Here is a 15,227-nt window from a genome sequence, read left to right as displayed (position 1 = left end):
TTAATAGCTCCCTTAATATTATCATATATAAGTTTTATATTAACTTATACATGGAGTAAAAAGCCTTGAGTGTACACTCAAGGCTTGGAAATACTACATAAATATAAAACTTTTAAAATTCACTCCTCATTTATCGACAATTTAGAAGTTTAACTATCTTACAACTTTTCTAGTTAATGTACCTATTCCTAATCCCATCATAATAATACCAATTAAAATTTCTAAATTAGTTAAAATATAGCTTGTTTGGGTTGGCTCGCAATTTATTGTTCCTACTCCTCCAAATGCTCCTACACTTAAAGTTATGGCTTCATTAAAATGAGTTAAAAATGTTGGTAATGATAAATTTTTCATTGTACTCATATTATATATAACTACTTGTTCATCTACTTCAACTCCTAAAAATAAATATAAAATCGCAAATACTAATATAATAACTAAAGATGAATATATTGCATATTCTGGTCTTTCTCCATATCCACATGTTAGCCAATATAAATAAGATTCAATTTTAGGTATAAATTTAAGAGCTTTTCTTTGTGTAGTTTTACATAAATAATAATATTCTCCAAAATTATTATCTAAAGAGTTTTCTTTAAATTTATCAGCTATAGTTTCATATACCATATAAATACCTTCGTATTCTTCTTTAGTTTTATTTCTTATAGATATTTTATCAAAAAAGCTTTTTTCATCTAGTTTAGTTTGAAACTTATCTCTAAACTCTAAATCTTTAATATATGTTGAAAAAACTTTAACTCCACATAAATCACAATCTGAAATAATTATCATATTTAATTCACTATCTTTAATTATTACACTATTCATATCACTTTGTTCAAAATTTGTATTTTTAATTTTACAATGTTCAAAAATTACAAAGGCTAATACACAATTTAAAAATTTTGCATATATATCACACTGTATAAAAGTACATGAGAAGTTATCATATTTATTCAAAGATGGCTTACTATTACTATCTTCTTTTAGAAAACTACAATTTTCAAAAGCTACTCCGCCTTTTCCAAATTCACAACCTTCAAATGTACATCCTATAAATCTACATTCTTTAAATTTTATATTATCAAACTTACATCCTATAAATTTTGAACATAATATATCCTTATTTTCTATAGTAGAAAATTTATCTTCATCCAAGATTCCTTTTTTACCAAACTCATCTTCATTAAATATTTTATAACTATAAGTTTTACAAGGTTTATAGTTTTTAGCTAAATCTTTATGTTTTACCATATCATTAAATAAATTTTCATTATTCTTTTTTCTATTTTTTAATTGTTTTTGAGCTACAAAAACTTCTTCTTTAAAATTTATATAACCCATATAAATTCTCCTAGCATTAATTTATTTTGGTTGCGATCCATGTATGTTTTTTATTTCATTATTATCTAGTATAACAGATTTACCATATGCAGCTTTTGTAAATAATTTTTCAGCCTTTTTAAGTTCAATTCCTTTAATAATCATATTTTCAACCTTAGCTTCTCCGATACCATCGTTGTATAGTTTATACAGGTATGCAATTGCTTGAGGTAAAAAACCTAATAGCCTTGCACCTATAGTATCTACTGCTACAGGATCTGTTCCAACTATTATAAGTCCATTTGTATCAATTGGTATTCCTCCTGTAGGTCCTGTTCCAATCATAGCTTTATCACAACTTACAATAGATATATCTATAGGAATCTTATTCATTATACAACTTATAAATCCATGTAAATCTTCATGTATACCAGTTTTTTTCTTAGGATATCCATGAATCTCTGCTGGTGGCCAACCCATTGCTATGTTTTTAATACTTGCTGTTATAGTAGCTTCTTCGTGCATTTTAAGTTGAGTAAAAGATATTATAACATCAGCTTCATTTACAATTTTATTTATAGGAGTAGATTTTATTATATTATGATTTATATCTAAATCTATATATGGACCATAATTCATGTCAACAAATTCTATATTTTCTTCCTCAAGTATTTTATCATATCCTACGTTCTTCATAACATCTGGTGTTTTAGCCCCTCCAGCTCCAACTGCTATAGTTATGCTTTTAGGATTTTTCTCTTTAATATATCTTATCAATGTTCTTAAGGTATTAGGTCCTACAACTGTTCCTGAGCTTGGCTTATAATCTTTAACCCAGTTTGGAGCAATTACTACTTTATCTCCTGGTTTTATAATTTCATTAATGGGTAACATATCTAGTGCTTTTTCTAAGGACTTCCCTTCACTAATACCTTTTTCTATAGCAACTATGGGTTTATTTATTCTTCTTTCTCTTATCATAATATCACCTCCGTACAATACTCTTAATATGTAGTTTAAACATTTAATTACATATTATTCCTATTATAGTGATTTATATAAAAAAAGAACCGTAATAAACAATCACTTAACTAGTTAAATTTGTTTATTACGGTTTTTTTTAATAACCAAAACTTTCATTTAAAAATATAACATGTATTCTATCTTTTGTTCTTTGTCTTTTTATTACTGAATATTCACAACATATCCTATCACTACTGTTACAATCCATACAACAACCTGTTATTTTACAAGGAGTTTTAGTGTCTAACCTTTTAGCATTTGCTGGTCCTGATAATAATTCATTTCTTTTTATAGCCTCATCAATATTTTTTACTATTTTATTTATACCGCATATAACTATAACTTTATCTGGTCCATAAAGCATAGCAGCTATTCTATTACCATTGCCATCTACATTATACAATTCACCATTTTCTGTTATAGCATTAGTACTAGTAAAATATGCATCTGATAGAAAAGCTTTTCTATGCATGTCTTTTAAGTCTTTAGGAGTTAAGTTTTTTAAATATCTATCTAAAAAATTATATCTTCCACTTCTTAAATGATCTATTATACCTGTTTCAAAAAGTGTTTGAGACCCTCCACATGCAACTAATGAATCTTTTTTAACCAATTCAGTTATTTTCTGAATTAATTCTTCATTTGAATTTACTAAATATCCATTCATATTGTTATTTTCAAGTGACTTAATAGTTCTTTCAATTCTTTTTTCATTTACCCAATTTAAATTCTTATCCATGTTTATCTCCCTTATTTATAATTTTTTAATATCTTTCACCCTTATAATATATAAGAGCGTTTATTTCACATCCTAAAAGCATAATCCAACTACTCAAATAAAACCATGTAAGAAGTGCTATTATACCTCCTATACTTCCATATATAACTTGATAATTAGAAAAATTATTAGTATAAAAAGAAAATACAACTGATACTAATATCCATCCAAATATAGAAAGTACAGCCCCTGGCATAGCCTCTATCAATGTAATCTTTTTATTTGGACCGTATCTAAAAAGAGAACTAACTATCCATATTGTTATCGCTATTACAAATGAATATCTAAATAAGTTCCATGTTGGAATAAATATCTTACTTAATCCTAAGAATTTAAATACTACAAATCCTACTTTTTCTCCATATAATAAAAATACCATAGATGAAACTATTAAAACTATAAGTTCTACTGTAAAATAAAAAGAGATTAATATAAGTTTAAAAAATGATCTTGTCTCTTTAAGACTATAAGATTTATTTATGCCTTTTATAAACACTCTAACAGCCCTAGATGAACTCCATAAAGTAAAAATAAAACTCACAACTGTCAAGCTTATATTTCTATCATGTATTGCCGATTTTATTATAGATTCTATAAGTGCAAAGGCACTATGTGGAATTAAATCATCAAATGAGTGCAAAAACTTATTTATATGTATTATAGGTATATATCCTAATAAATTTATCATAAATATCAAAAATGGAAATATAGAAAGCAATAAATAATAAGACATAGCTGCAGCTCTTGAATTTACGTCATTTATATTTATTTGTTTGTATATGATATTATTTTGCACATTACTTTTTATATTATTTTTTATATTATTTATAAGATCTACCACCCTTCACTCTTGTGATATCATAATATATTATATATCAAAAAATAAAAGTATTGCTAGTTCAAAACAATACTTTTTTTTTGGTTATTAATTTATATAATCTCTTAATTTGTTTTTAGTATTTTCATCTGCAAAAGAAGCTTCTACACTATTTAAATATATTATTTTATAGTCTCTCTCATTCATATTAAATCCATTTAATATTATATCGTACTCATTACTTAAATCTATATCTGAAACTGTTCTATTATCTGTATTTAAAGATACTTTAATTCCGTCTTTATGAAAATCTTTTAAAGGATAGTTAACTATATCTTTTATAGCTTTAGTCTGTAAATTGCTTGTAGGACACATTTCTAAGGTTACATTGTTTTGTTTAACTACATCATAAGCTTTTTTACAATCTTTTATAAATACACCATGTCCTATTCTTTCTGCTTTTAAGATTTCAACAGCTTCTAATACATTTTCTCCTATTCCAGTTTCCCCTGCATGTATAGTAACTCTATATCCGTATTTTCTAGCTAAAGCTATAGGTTCTTCAAATTTTTTAGAGAATCGTTCATTTTCACTTGAACATAAATCAATAGCTACAACACCTTTGTTTAAAAATTCTTTTCCTGCTTCTATAACATCATAACTACTTTCAACGTCCATAGTTCTCATACATGATAATATTAAATTACCTTTTATATCGTATTTTTCTTCTGCTCTTTTTATACCATTTAATACACTCTCTATTACTTCTTTAGTATTTAATCCTTTATTTATATGAAGAAGTGGTGCAAATCTTATTTCCATATATACCACATTTTCATTAAATGCATCTTCCATTAATTCAAAAGCTATTCTATCTAAACTTTCTTTATCTTGCATTATAAGTCCTGGTAATTTAAATCTTTTTAAATATTCATCTAACGATTTACAATCCTTAGGAGCTACCATCATAGATTTTATTTCTTCTAAATCTTTAGAAGGTATATCTATATTGTTTTTATTAGCTAAATCTATTATTGTGCTTGGTCTGACACTTCCATCTAAGTGGCAATGTAATTCTATTTTTGGTAAATTTTTAAAGTTCATATTATCCTCTCCTTAATCTTTGTTTATATAAATTAATATTTGTTTTATTTACTTTTAAAAATATATATAAAAATCCTGATTACAAAGAAAATACAATTAAAGTATTTTCTTTGTAATCAGGATTTTTCGGAACCTGGTAGAAACTCCCAAACCATATTATTGGGATTATACAAAGTTATTTCTCATTTTTTATTTTTATCATTGTATCATATTTGCTAACAATGTCAATATAAAATGTAAATATAATAAAAAATCTTTTATTAATTATGTTATTAAGTTTAGTTTTACTAAATAAAACAAAAATTAATATAAACATAAGATTAGAAAAACTAAACTTAATAACAATTAATATAAATTTTTATTTTTATAGAATTCGATTTAACTGTTGAAAATACTGAGATTCAACAATATATATTTTTTATTTAAAAAAACATAGAAAAAACAGTTGCAAATAACATTGTTTTTTCGTATAATATTATGTTTGTTTTTTTGATGTATACAAATATACCTTTATTCTATATAATAATAGTAAATCAAAGAAAAGGAAGGGATATTATGGCCAGGCGGCGATCATTAAAACAAATTTTATTAGTATTAGTTGGTTCACTAATACTGGCATTTGGAGTTTATAATTTCAACTATCAAAATAATATTACAGAAGGTGGAGTGTTAGGTTTTTTACTACTGTTAAAAAATATTTTTGACATTAAACTTTCACTAGCAAATCTTATTATTGATTTATTGCTACTGCTAATTGGGTTTAAGTTTTTTGGTAAAAAATTTATTAAGTACTCTATAATAGCTACTATAAGTTTTTCTATATCATTTAGCTTTTTCGAAAGTATAGGACCAGTTATACCTAAATTCGATAATTTAATACTAGGAAGTATAATTGCTGGATTATCTGTTGGATTAGGTTCTGGATTAGTAGTTAGAGCAGGAGGTGCAGCTGGTGGAGATGATGCTTTAGCATTAGTAATTTCTAAGACTACATCTTTAAAAATCGGTAACGTTTATATGATAACTGATTTTTGTATATTAGGATTATCTTTGGTTTATTTATCATTTTCCCAAATAGCTTTATCTTTAATTTCCGTTAGTATAAGTGGAAAAGTTATAGATTTTGTTTATTCATATAAAAATAAAGAAATTTTAAATACTTAACATAAATAGACTATCTTAAGATAGTCTATTATTTATATAATAAAAAATACTATGGATTAATCCATAGTATTATCTTTTATTTTCAAATATAGTTTTTGTTGTATCTAAATCTTTCGCTATACATCTTTGACTATTTACTCTCTCTAGAGCAAGTATTTGTCTTGACACCCCATTTAATAATGTTGATATTTTTTTAAACATATTAATTTCCCCTTTCGTTTACATATTGTATACAATATACTGTATATGATTTTTAGGAAAAAGTCAAGATGTTTTCCTGAAATTTGTTACTTTTTATAAATTTTTTACTTACATATAAAAATCCATAACTATTTTAGCTATGGATTTATCACTTTAATTAATATATCTTATTTTATACAATAATAATTTTCTAATATAACTGCTCTTATAGTTTCATATTTTATATTATCAGGTAACTTCTTTTTTATATTACTTACTTTATCTATTCCCTCTTCTTCACATATACTTAATATCATATTTTTTTCATCATCATTATAGTACTTATTTAAATTTACTTTAAAATCTATTTCCTTACCTGATTTTATCATATCAGTTATATATCCAAGTATAGTAGATATTGATACTTCTATTTCTTTAGATATATAATCTAACTCATTATTGTCTTTTATCATATCTATTGCTATTTCTTCATTACTTCTACTATCTCCATCTATTATTACTTTTAACTTCTTTTTCTCTATCCAACTTGTAGATATTTCTTTATCTTTTATATAATCTAGTACGATTTCTAGAAAATCATCTCCATATTTATCTACTTTAACAGGTCCAAATCCAGTTATATCTTTTAGTTGTTTTTTGTTTGTAGGATATCTACCACTTATTTCTTTTAAAGAATTTTTAGATATTATCATAGATGGTAATACTCTTTCTTTATTAGCTAGCTCTTGCCTTTTAGCATTTAATTGTTCATATAATTTTTTATCTGTTGTAACTTCTATAAAATTTAATTCTTTAGTATCGCTTTTATATGTATTGTTAGGCACTATATTGTGTTCTTCTACATATCTTAATATAGCACTTTCAAATGGCTTAGCATACTTTTCATACTTTATTTCTCCTACTCCAGATATACTCAACATAGTTTCTTTAGTTGTAGGATATTTACTAGCCATCATTTTTAAAGTTCCATCTCCAAATACCATATAAGGAGCAACTCCTTCTTCTTTTGCTATATTGTATCTAGTTTGTTTTAAAATATCATAAAGTTCATTAGATACCTCTAAAACTTTAGACACTTTGCTTTCTTTAAATTCTACTTTTAAGTCCCCTTTTAAAACTTTTATAGAGTTATCATTTAACTTTATAGTAGGATATGTACCATCTATTGAATCTATAAATCCATGAGATATCAAGGTATTTATAAAAGTTTTTAATTCATCTTGAGAGTAGTTTTTTATTATTCCATAAGTCGATAGTTTATCAAAACCAAATTGAATAACTTTTTTATTTTTAGATCCTCTTAAAACATCTATAATCATTGTTATACCAAAACTTCTTTTCATCCTAGCTATACATGATATAACTTTTTGGGCATCTAATGTTTTATCTATTATCTCTCCTTCATCTAAACAATTACTACAGTTGTTACATTTTTCCTTAAATTCTTCCCCAAAATAATTTATAATATTTTTTCTATAACAATCATTGCTATATACTAAGTCAGACATTTCTCTCAACTTTTTATACTGTATATTTTTTCTTTCAGGGTTATCTGTACCTAATTCTATTAAATATTTTTGTATATGTATATCTCCTGGAGTAAATAGTAATATACACTCACTTTTTTCTCCATCTCTACCAGCTCTTCCTATCTCTTGATAATAGTTTTCTATACTTTGTGGCATATTATAGTGAATTACATACCTTATATTAGGTTTATCTATTCCCATACCAAAAGCGTTAGTTGCAACCATTATATTTATATTATCTTTTATAAACTCTTCTTGGTTTAACTTTCTCTCTTCAATTGAAAGGCCTGCATGGTATCTAGATATGCTATATCCTCTTTTAAGTAGTCCTTCATATATTTTATCTACTTCTTTTCTTGTAGATGCATATATTATTCCACTTTCATTTTTATGATTTTCTATGTATTTTAATAAGTATTCATCTTTACTTGAAGATTTTTCTATAGTAATATTTAAATTTTCTCTGTTAAATCCTGTTATAAATAGTTTAGGCTTATTTAAAGATAATAAATTTATTATATCTTCTCTAACTTCTAATGAAGCTGTTGCCGTAAAAGCAGTTATAATAGGTCTAGTATCTAAACTACTTATAAAGTGTGATATTTTTCTATAACTTATCCTAAAATCATGCCCCCATTGAGATACACAGTGTGCTTCATCTATGGCTATTTGACTTATATTTTTACATCTTATAATATTTGTAAATTCATAAGAATCTAATCTTTCAGGTGCTATATATATAATCTTATACTCATCTTCTTTTATACCATTTATAATGTTATTAAATTCACTTGAAGATAACGAACTATTTATAAAGGTTGCATTAATACCCATAGCCTTTAAAGCATCAACTTGATCTTTCATAAGGGATATTAATGGAGATATAACTATAGTCATTCCACTTAACATAAGGGCAGGTATTTGATAGCATATAGACTTACCTCCACCTGTTGGCATAATAGCAAGTATGTCCTCTCCTTTTAAAATTGTGTTTATTATATCCTCTTGCCCTTTTCTAAAACTTGTATATCCGTAATATTTTTTTAATATATCTAAAGCTTTTATATCCAATTTATTCGCTCCTAACTAATTTATACCAAATCGAACATTTGTTCTTTAAGCTAATTTTATCCATTCTTTATAAATTTTATTCTTAATTGGAAGATTAAATAGTTTTTTAAACAAGAAAACTCCTTAAATATGCAAGCATACTTAAGGAGTGTTATATACTATATTATATAAATTATGCTAAAGTAACGTTAGCAGCTTGAGGTCCTCTAGCACCTTCAACTATTTCAAAGTTAACAGCTTGACCTTCTTCTAATGATTTGAATCCATCTTTTTGTATAGCTGAGAAATGTACGAATACATCATCTCCACCTTCTACAGATATAAATCCAAATCCTTTTTCATTGTTGAACCATTTTACTATTCCTTGTTTCATTATGGAATCCTCCTAAAAATTAAAGCACAATCTTTCAGCACTTCTTTACTATTTGTGTTAATAATATCATATATAATTATTAATTACAAGCGTTTTACTAAATAAATGTTTAAAAATTTCATTTAATTGGTAATTAAGTTGATTAATTCTTCTTTAGATAACATTTTTATCAAACTTTCATTTTTAAAGTCTTCACTTATAACTTTTTGTATAAGTTCTTTTTTATCTTCTTGTAATTTTAATATATTTTCTTCTATACTTCCTTTGGCAATTAATTTTATAACTTCAACAACATTTTTTTGACCATATCTATGTGCTCTATCTGTTGCTTGATTTTCAATTGCAGGATTCCACCATGGGTCAAAATGTATAACAATATCAGCTGATGTAAGATTTAATCCTGTTCCTCCAGCTTTTAAAGATATTAAAAATACTTTAATATCCTTATTTTGATTAAATTCATCTACTAACTCTACTCTTTCTTTTGGATTAGTTCTTCCATCTAAATATAAATAGATTATATTTTCTTTTTCAAGTTCTTTACTTATATTTTGTAAAACTGATGTAAATTGAGAAAATATTAGTATTTTATGATTATTTTCAATATTTTCTTTTATTAACTCATTTAAAACATCTATTTTACCGCTATTGCCTTTATAATTTTCTACTTTTATAGAAGGATCTAAACAAAGTTGTCTTAAAGTTGTTAGATATGAAAGTATAGTTATTTTATCTTTTTCAAAATCAGTTTCTCTCATTTTATCTTTTATATCTTCTACATAAGTTTTGTAAACTTTCTTTTGCTCATCAGTCATTTCTACAAAAAACTTAGTTTCTATCTTTTCAGGAAGCTGGGATAAAACTTCTTTTTTAAGTCTTCTTAACATAAATGGCTGTATTTGTTTTTTTAGTTCCTTAATATTATCATTAGTTTTTATGAATTTTTCTTGGAATTTATTTTTTGAATATAAATATCCAGGCATAATAAAATCAAATATTGACCATAGTTCTAATAAGTTGTTTTCTATAGGAGTCCCAGTAAGTGCAAATCTGACTTTTGCATTTACTTTTTTTACAGCTTCTGAATTTTGAGAATAAGGATTTTTGATATTTTGAGCTTCATCTATTATACAGTAATCAAATACTATATCTTCTAATTCTTTAAAGTCATTTTTTAATATTGTATAAGTTGTAAGTACTAAATCATTATCTTTTATAGTTTTTATTAATTCTTTTCTTTCATTTTTATTACCGTGTAAAACCAATACATTTAAATCTGGAGCAAAAGTTTCAAGTTCATTTTTCCAATTATATATAAGTGATGTAGGCGCTACTACTATACTTTTTTTACCTTTTTCAGAAAGTAAAAATGCTATTGTTTGAATAGTTTTTCCTAGCCCCATTTCATCTGCTAGTATACCTCCAAATTTTAGATGATTTAAATTTTTGAACCATTTAAATCCTTGAATTTGATATTCTCTAAGATTTGCTTTTAAATTTTTTGGTAAGCTAACTTCTATATCACCAATTGTTTCAAATTTATCTGATATTTCATTTACCTTTTCGATACCGTTTATAAAGTTAAATTCATTTTCATCTATTAAGTTTTTTAAATATATAGAACTAGCACTACCTAAACTATAAGATATCTTATTATCTTCTTCATTAAAATCTATTTGATTATAATTTTCTACATTTCTATTTTTGATATCATCTACTAATTCTAAGAATTTAACCATTTTATCTTCTTCAAGGTCTATATAGCTTCCACTTCCTAATTTATAGTATTTTCTTTTATTTCTTAAAGCCCAAAGTATATTTTCAAGTTCTTCTTTTGGTATATCATCTATATTAAAATTAAACTCTAAATAGTTTTGTTTGTTTAAATTAAAGCTTGCTTTTACATCATTACTTTTGTAGACTTTAACTTTTTTTAGCTTATCTGAGTAGTATATATCTCCTATTTTATTAAGTTCATATATCTTTTCTTTGAAAAATTCAAATAACTCATCTTGAGAAAGTTTACATAGTAACTTATCACCATATCTTTCAAATCCATATGCGCAAACTATATCTTCTATTTCATTTTCTTTTGTAAAGTTTCTTATTACATAGCCTTTATTTTCATTCTCATTTTCATTTTCATCTGTATATACGTAGTCTATAAAACAAGATATATTGTGATTTATTTTATCAAAGTAAAATTTCACATCTAAATTATTTCTTATTTGTTTTTCTAAGTTTTCATCAAAAGCTATGTCTTTTGATGCTCTTTTAAGTACAGGTAATAAACCATTAAAAAGTGAATCTGCATCTTCTTTTTTAAAATCTATATGACCATCTTTTGCTAAGATATTATGAAATGGTATGTAATTATAACATTGTTTATCTGATATAAGATATATCTTTTCATTAAATAACAATATATCTCCTTTATTGTTTAGAGGATAAATATTTTTACTATTGGAATTCAATGTAAGTTTATCTTTAGATTCATTTATATAAAAATTTATATTTATATCTTTGTTTTCTATATTAGTTTTATACTCTTTCTCTTTATACAAAAACACAAATTCTTTATTTTTAAAATTTAAAAGAAATTTTTTTAATCCACTTTCCAATATGTTTAAATTTTTGCCATCTATAAGCTTTACATCATTTTTAAATTCTTTGTATATATTTTGTTCTATATTTATATATTCTTCTATAAAGTTAACTATTAATTCATCTTCTTTAGAAAAATAATCTGTTATTGGATTATATTCAAAATCCTTACCATATTTTATAGTATTCTTTTCTTTCCTTGCATATATAAATTCAGGAATGCTTTTAAGTACGTACATTTTTTCACTACCTATTTTAAAATTAGCTTGATAGTATGTACCGATGCTTCCTTCTTTTTTACTTAAATATACATCTAAATTTACTTTTTTATTTTGTGTTAATCTTTCTTTAGCAAGTTTTAACATTTGTTTAGCTGGATCTAGTTCTTGAGCTTTTTTCTTTTTATCTAGTTTTTGCTGTTTTATTTGTTTTTGTAAAGTATCTATATAAAGAAGAAAAGATGCTATATTATGTTTACATATAAAATTTGAATTTTCAGCTTCGTTATTTACAAAATCTATGCAATTACATTTAGCTTTTATTATTTCTTTTTTCTTTAAATCTATTTCAAGCAATGTATAGTAAATTTCATTTGAGAAATCTGCACCTATTATTCCATCAATTGTTAATATTCCATTTTTCATATGTGGAGTGGCTTGATCTACTATTCCTTTTTTATAATAAGTATATCCTCTAGCCCACATAGATTTTTGTGTATTTTCTCTTACTATATCTATAAGTTCCTTAAGTTGCAATTTTCTCACCTCTCATTTTTTGGACATCTTTTTATTATACCACATTTATCCTATTTATACTAAATTAAGCTTTATTAATATTTAATTTTTTTATCCTTTTATATTCATAAACATTGTATTTATAATCATAATAAAAAATGCAAATTTTAAAATTTGCAATAAAAAGTAATGGATGTTAAAAGTCATATTAATATGATTTTTAACATCCATTACTTTAACAATTAATATATTAAATCATCTGGTTTAAATTCTATAAAATCTAGTATTTTTTTAAATACTTCTTCTCGCTTAGGTCCTAGTGTTAAACTATGAGTTGCCCCATCAATCCATTCTAGTTTTTTATGTTTACTTGATATGCCATTATATAATGAATAAGCACCTTCTTTTTTTACTTGAGAGTCATTTGTATCCTGCATTATAAGTATATCAGAAGTAATACTTTTTAAGCAACTACTTGCAGCCCTTGATGCAAGATATAGTTGATATACTGAATGTATTGGAAAAGTTTTATAGTTAAGTCTATATTTATTATATTCTTCATCGACAAAATTACTAGTATTTTTCCATTCCGTGTATTTTTTAAAATATTTTAATATGCCCGTATATTTTACCCATCGATTATTTGGTTTAAGTGCACAAGCTAAGCATATAAGTTTATCTATATGGTAATTAGAAGCTAACATTAAAGCCAAAAGCCCTCCCATAGAATGTCCTATAACCACTACTTTTTCACATTCAAATAAGAGTTCTTCATATGCTTTTTCTACATCATTATACCAATCTATATATGATACTTTCAAAAGTTCCTCATGATTTGTTCCATGTCCACTTAAAAGTATTGAATGCACTGTATATCCTTTATCATTTAATACCTTAGCCAATGGGTACATTTCTGCTGGGGTGCTTGTAAAACCATGAATTAATAAGCAACCTGTATTATTACCATTTAACTTATATGATTTTTTTAAATCCACTTTATCACCTCTAATCTAATAGCTTTATAAACTTTGTAAAAGCTTTAATACCATTATCATCCCTTTTAAATACTCCAGCATGAGATAGTGCAGTTAAAAATTTGACACCGATTTCCTCTTTTAAAATATCATCTACATTTTCTTTTGTTATGTAATTATATTTATCTATAATATAATTATACCATTTTCCATGTTTTCTTACAAATTCATCATCATTAATATCAGAAACTTTATTTAGTAAATAACCTTTTAATATATTAATTTCTTTTTCAAGTCTTGCAGGTAATACTGCAAGCCCCATAACTTCTATAAGTCCTATATTTTCTTTTTTTATATGATGAACATCTTCATGAGGGTGAAAAATTCCAAACGGATTTTCTTCATTAGACCTATTATTTCTAAGAACTAAATCTAATTCATACATATTATTCTTTTTTCTAGCAATAGGTGTTATAGTATTATGAACTTCACCATTACTTTGGCTTATTATATCAATTGATTTATCAGAGTAAGTTTTCCAAGTTTTAAGAATTTTTGAAGCTAAGGCTATAATTTCATTTTTGTTTTTTCCGCTTAATCTAATTACTGACATAGGCCACTTTAAAGTACTAAGTTTGATATTTTCATATCCATTAACTTTAAATACCATTTCTTCTTTTGCTATTTCCATAGGGAATATATAATTTCCTCCTTGATAATGTTCATGTGATAAAATAGAACCTCCAACTATTGGCAAATCAGCATTTGAACCTATAAAATAATGTGGAAATTTATCAACTAAATTAAATAAATTTCTAAAAGTATTTTCATTTATTTTCATAGGCTCATGGTATTCATTAAATATTATGCAATGTTCATTATAGTAAACATAAGGTGAATACTGTATAAACCATTTGTTTTCTGAAAGATAAATTGGTATAATTCTATGGTTTTGTCTTGATGGATGATTTATATTACCAAAAAAACCTTCATTCTCTTTGCATAATAAACATTTAGGATATGATGCACTTTTAGTAATCTTAGCTTTTAATATTTCATTAGGATCTTTTTCTGGTTTTGATAAATTTATAGTTATATCCAAATCCCCATAATTTGTTTTAGTTTTCCACTTTATATTTTTATCTGTTCTAGATTTTCTTATATAATTTGATTGTATACTTAAGTTATAATAATAGTTTGTAGCTTGTTTTTTATTTTTAATATATAGTTTATTAAAGGTTTTAATAACTTCTGATGGTCTAGGCATAACACAATTCATTATCTGGGTATCAAATAAATCCCTTTGTGTAGTAGTATTTTCAATCAGATTTTTATCTACTGCATAATCTAATATATTTTCAAGTATAGGAGTTGGAGTATCTAAGTTTTCAACTACATCGACTTTATAAAACTCATCTACTTTTAATAACCCAAGTAATAAATTGGTAGAATATATAATATCATCTTCATGAATCATTTCTTCAGATAGAGCGAAATTTATTAGTCTATTTATTTCGTAATTAATCATAACA

At 24.8% G+C, this 15,227-nt stretch carries 12 protein-coding genes and 1 riboswitch; of the genes, 1 reads left to right on the top strand and 11 read right to left on the bottom strand.

What is annotated here, in order from left to right; translation table 11 throughout:
- Window positions 1–153: 153 nt before the first annotated feature.
- The 5 genes from H8891_RS04865 to add form a co-directional block, all read right to left on the bottom strand.
- Window positions 154–1,344, bottom strand: coding sequence for a pentapeptide repeat-containing protein (locus H8891_RS04865; protein WP_187005434.1), 1,191 nt, complete (start codon window positions 1,342–1,344; stop codon window positions 154–156).
- Between the two features lie 21 nt (window positions 1,345–1,365).
- Complete coding sequence (locus H8891_RS04860) at window positions 1,366–2,304, bottom strand: DUF362 domain-containing protein (RefSeq protein WP_187005433.1); 939 nt, start codon at window positions 2,302–2,304, stop codon at window positions 1,366–1,368.
- A 139-nt stretch (window positions 2,305–2,443) separates the two neighbouring features.
- Complete coding sequence (locus H8891_RS04855; RefSeq protein ID WP_187005432.1) at window positions 2,444–3,085, bottom strand: lactate utilization protein; 642 nt, start codon at window positions 3,083–3,085, stop codon at window positions 2,444–2,446.
- A gap of 25 nt (window positions 3,086–3,110) precedes the next feature.
- The gene (locus tag H8891_RS04850; RefSeq protein WP_187005431.1) at window positions 3,111–3,920 is read right to left on the bottom strand and encodes a YihY/virulence factor BrkB family protein; all 810 of its coding nucleotides are present in this window, start codon (window positions 3,918–3,920) and stop codon (window positions 3,111–3,113) included.
- A 129-nt stretch (window positions 3,921–4,049) separates the two neighbouring features.
- The gene (add, locus tag H8891_RS04845) at window positions 4,050–5,045 is read right to left on the bottom strand and encodes an adenosine deaminase (RefSeq protein ID WP_187005430.1); all 996 of its coding nucleotides are present in this window, start codon (window positions 5,043–5,045) and stop codon (window positions 4,050–4,052) included.
- A gap of 93 nt (window positions 5,046–5,138) precedes the next feature.
- Window positions 5,139–5,238, bottom strand: a riboswitch (purine riboswitch).
- A 284-nt stretch (window positions 5,239–5,522) separates the two neighbouring features.
- Here add and H8891_RS04840 point away from each other — a divergent pair.
- Window positions 5,523–6,209 (top strand): YitT family protein, encoded by a 687-nt coding sequence (locus tag H8891_RS04840; protein ID WP_243207764.1) that lies wholly within the window; start codon window positions 5,523–5,525, stop codon window positions 6,207–6,209.
- Window positions 6,210–6,278: 69 nt separating this feature from the next.
- On the opposite strand, the gene H8891_RS15460 is transcribed toward H8891_RS04840, so the two are convergent.
- From H8891_RS15460 to H8891_RS04815, 6 genes are all read right to left on the bottom strand, one after another.
- Complete coding sequence (locus H8891_RS15460; protein ID WP_276510609.1) at window positions 6,279–6,410, bottom strand: hypothetical protein; 132 nt, start codon at window positions 6,408–6,410, stop codon at window positions 6,279–6,281.
- A 167-nt stretch (window positions 6,411–6,577) separates the two neighbouring features.
- A complete protein-coding gene (gene recQ, locus H8891_RS04835; protein WP_187005429.1) occupies window positions 6,578–9,010 on the bottom strand; it encodes a DNA helicase RecQ in 2,433 nt (810 codons plus the stop codon).
- Window positions 9,011–9,182: 172 nt separating this feature from the next.
- Window positions 9,183–9,383 (bottom strand): cold-shock protein CspD, encoded by a 201-nt coding sequence (cspD, locus tag H8891_RS04830; RefSeq protein ID WP_147544479.1) that lies wholly within the window; start codon window positions 9,381–9,383, stop codon window positions 9,183–9,185.
- Window positions 9,384–9,505: 122 nt separating this feature from the next.
- Window positions 9,506–12,742, bottom strand: coding sequence for a DEAD/DEAH box helicase (locus H8891_RS04825; protein WP_187005428.1), 3,237 nt, complete (start codon window positions 12,740–12,742; stop codon window positions 9,506–9,508).
- Window positions 12,743–12,963: 221 nt separating this feature from the next.
- Window positions 12,964–13,716 carry an alpha/beta fold hydrolase gene (locus H8891_RS04820; RefSeq protein ID WP_187005427.1) on the bottom strand — a complete coding sequence of 251 codons (753 nt, stop codon included), beginning with the start codon at window positions 13,714–13,716 and terminating at the stop codon, window positions 12,964–12,966.
- Window positions 13,717–13,726: 10 nt separating this feature from the next.
- A complete protein-coding gene (locus H8891_RS04815; protein WP_187005426.1) occupies window positions 13,727–15,223 on the bottom strand; it encodes a UDP-glucose--hexose-1-phosphate uridylyltransferase in 1,497 nt (498 codons plus the stop codon).
- Between the last annotated feature and the right edge of the window lie 4 nt (window positions 15,224–15,227).

The organism is Paeniclostridium hominis (assembly GCF_014306135.1).
Taxonomy (GTDB): domain Bacteria; phylum Bacillota; class Clostridia; order Peptostreptococcales; family Peptostreptococcaceae; genus Paraclostridium; species Paraclostridium hominis.
This window is presented reverse-complemented; position numbering and strand designations above follow the sequence as displayed.